Genomic DNA, 2,464 nt, shown 5'->3' on the forward strand with positions numbered 1-2,464 from the left:
ATCTTTACCGGAACCGGAAGCGGTAGCGCCATCCTTGTGGCGGCTGCGACGGGCAGCACGCTGAGGGCTGTCGTCAGGAATGTCAACGTATCCAACTACGCAAATGGAATCTCAACATCGGTGGCCGGCAATATCGATGTGACGAAGAGCACCTTCACGCAGATTTCAGGATCTGCTCTACTCGCGAATGCAGGCACGATTACGAGTACATCCAATAATTTCACCCTCAACGGATACGCGATGCAGGCGGTGACGGGAGCAGCAATTTACGCGGATCGCAATGTCATCTCGTCGAATTCTGTTGCCATCTATGCCAATGGCGGTGCGATTAAAGGCAATGACAACACCCTCTTTGACAACGGCACAGGAGTTTCCTGCGGCAACAGTCAATCGGGCACATTCAACTCGACCGGGAATAACCGAAAGGCCAATAACGCAGGCGGTCCAGTTCTACCGTGCCAGTACACGGGTGGTATCAACCTTCAATAGTGCTTTATCTACGGCGATTACAAGATTTCAGGAGCTCCGCCATGTCGTTCTCTTATCGTACGTTTGTACTTCTTTTATGTGCCGCCGGCCTACCACTCTCCGCTGCCGCGCAAGCAACCAGGACCTGGGTGTCGGGCGTCGGTGACGACGCCAATCCCTGCAGCCGTACAGCGCCCTGCCTGACCTGGGCCGGAGCCATCTCGAAAACCGCTGCAGGTGGAGAGATTGATGCCCTGGATCCCGGTGACTTCGGCGCCGTAACCATCACAAAGGCGATTACGATCGCGGGATGGGGTGACCTCGCCACCATTATGCACACGTCCGGCAATGGCATCAACGTGGTTGCGGGAGCGGCAGATACTGTGGTTCTCAAAAACCTGCTGATTAATGGCAACAAGACCGGAACGTATGGCATTCAGTACACGTCCGCCAAGCAGGTCGTACTGGAGAACGTTCTGATCACCAATGAAGCAACGGCCGGTGTCCGACTCTCTCCCTCGTCAGCGGCCTTGAACCTTTCCGCAAGGAACGTCAGTATGAGCACCAGTGTCACCGCTCAGGCAGGTATCAACGTGGCCGCCGRTTTAGGCGCCAATGTTGAGCTGCGGAACGTTTCTATCGAAGGGTTCGCCAGCGGCGTAATTCTGAATGGGGGGGTGCTGGATGTGGCCGACTCGGCGATTACGCAGAACTCCGGCGATGCGATCAATATCGTCGACGGGAAGGGCCATGTCACGCTCTCGTCCCTGACCAACAACGGTACCGCCGCCGAGACGACAGGCGCAACCGCCTTTCTTTCAATTGAGCGCAGCACAATTGCGGCGAATAACCAGGCAATCGTGGCGACTGCCGGTACGATCCGTATCCACGATAACTCTATCTATGAAAACAAAACCGGTATCTCATGCGGTTTGAATGCTCCCTTTGGCACCGTCGCTTCGACCGGTACGAACCGGAAGGCGAACAACGTCGGCGGGGCTTATCCAGTTTGCGGCAGCGTAACCCCAATTACCTTTCAGTAGCGTTTGAAGGAAGAGGCGAGTTCCCTATAGGAACTCGCCTCTTTGCTTTCAGAGAGAACCTTTGCTGCTGAATCGCCATAGCAACCGATGTACGGTCCTGTGGACAAGACCACCAATCACTGGAATCTGTTTGAGCTTGGCGATTTGATCTTTTTCCCACTCTCTCCGCTGAAAGGCATGCCACTGCTTGATATACAGAGAGGCCGCACGGCCTTCTGCCTCGCGATCAATCACATCGGAGGTGAAATCTCGTAAGACATCGGTATAGATAGCAAGCCATTGGTTTGTGGCCTCCTCCAGGCCGGCCTCTGAACGGATCCTTTGACTCACGGCGGCCGCATCGGCAGGATCGTATCTCTGAATCTCGTGCAGCAGGGCCTCTGCTTTGAGCGGTTGTGTGAGCAGGGCACGCCCGAAGTTCTTGCGGCGCATCTCGTCGAAGCTCGTCGTTGTCACGTACGGTCCGGTTCCCGCAAAGTCGCAAAGGATAACGGCACATCCTGTTGCCATGGCTTCCAGTGCGCAGCGTGCTTTTGCGAAGACAAGGTCGTAGCCGGGAAGCTCTTTTTCGGGGGCACTGCTGGCGGTTCCGGTTCCCGCGCCCATTACATCCAGAGAGATGCCGGCGCGGGCGCATGCTTTTCGTACCTCTGGCAAATAAGTGTCGTTGCGGGCATAGTTGCTGAAAAGCAATGCGCGGCTCGGCTTTGCAGGTAGGGGCGAACGCGGGAGAAAACGATCGAGGTCTACTGCATTCGGCATTAGCGGAACCTCGCCGGCAGCGGAGCCTACCGTCTGCAGAACCCTGTTCCGGCAGCGATCGTCCACGGCGAAATACCGGCGTATCCGGGGGAAATAGATCGGTTCATCAATGATGCTGCTGCCGTCGTGGCTGAGATAGATGGCGGGTGTTTCAGGGTAATAAAGCAAGGCTTCCATCAACTGCTGATGAT

At 55.9% G+C, this 2,464-nt stretch carries 3 protein-coding genes; 2 read left to right on the forward strand and 1 reads right to left on the reverse strand.

Going from position 1 to position 2,464, the window contains the following annotated elements:
- Both AB4043_RS22375 and AB4043_RS22380 read left to right on the forward strand, forming a co-directional pair.
- On the forward strand, window positions 1-489 hold a 489-nt coding region (locus tag AB4043_RS22375), incomplete at its 5' end, for a hypothetical protein (protein ID WP_442308138.1).
- Window positions 490-530: 41 nt separating this feature from the next.
- On the forward strand, window positions 531-1,511 hold the full coding sequence (locus AB4043_RS22380) for a hypothetical protein (RefSeq protein ID WP_442308139.1): 981 nt from the start codon (window positions 531-533) through the stop codon (window positions 1,509-1,511).
- A 48-nt stretch (window positions 1,512-1,559) separates the two neighbouring features.
- Here the strand turns inward: AB4043_RS22380 and AB4043_RS22385 are convergent.
- Window positions 1,560-2,464: glycosyltransferase (locus AB4043_RS22385; RefSeq protein ID WP_442308140.1), on the reverse strand; the 905-nt coding region annotated here is incomplete at its 5' end.

The sequence above is a fragment of the Terriglobus sp. YAF25 genome, assembly GCF_052113305.1.
In the GTDB taxonomy this organism is placed as follows: Bacteria; Acidobacteriota; Terriglobia; order Terriglobales; family Acidobacteriaceae; genus Terriglobus.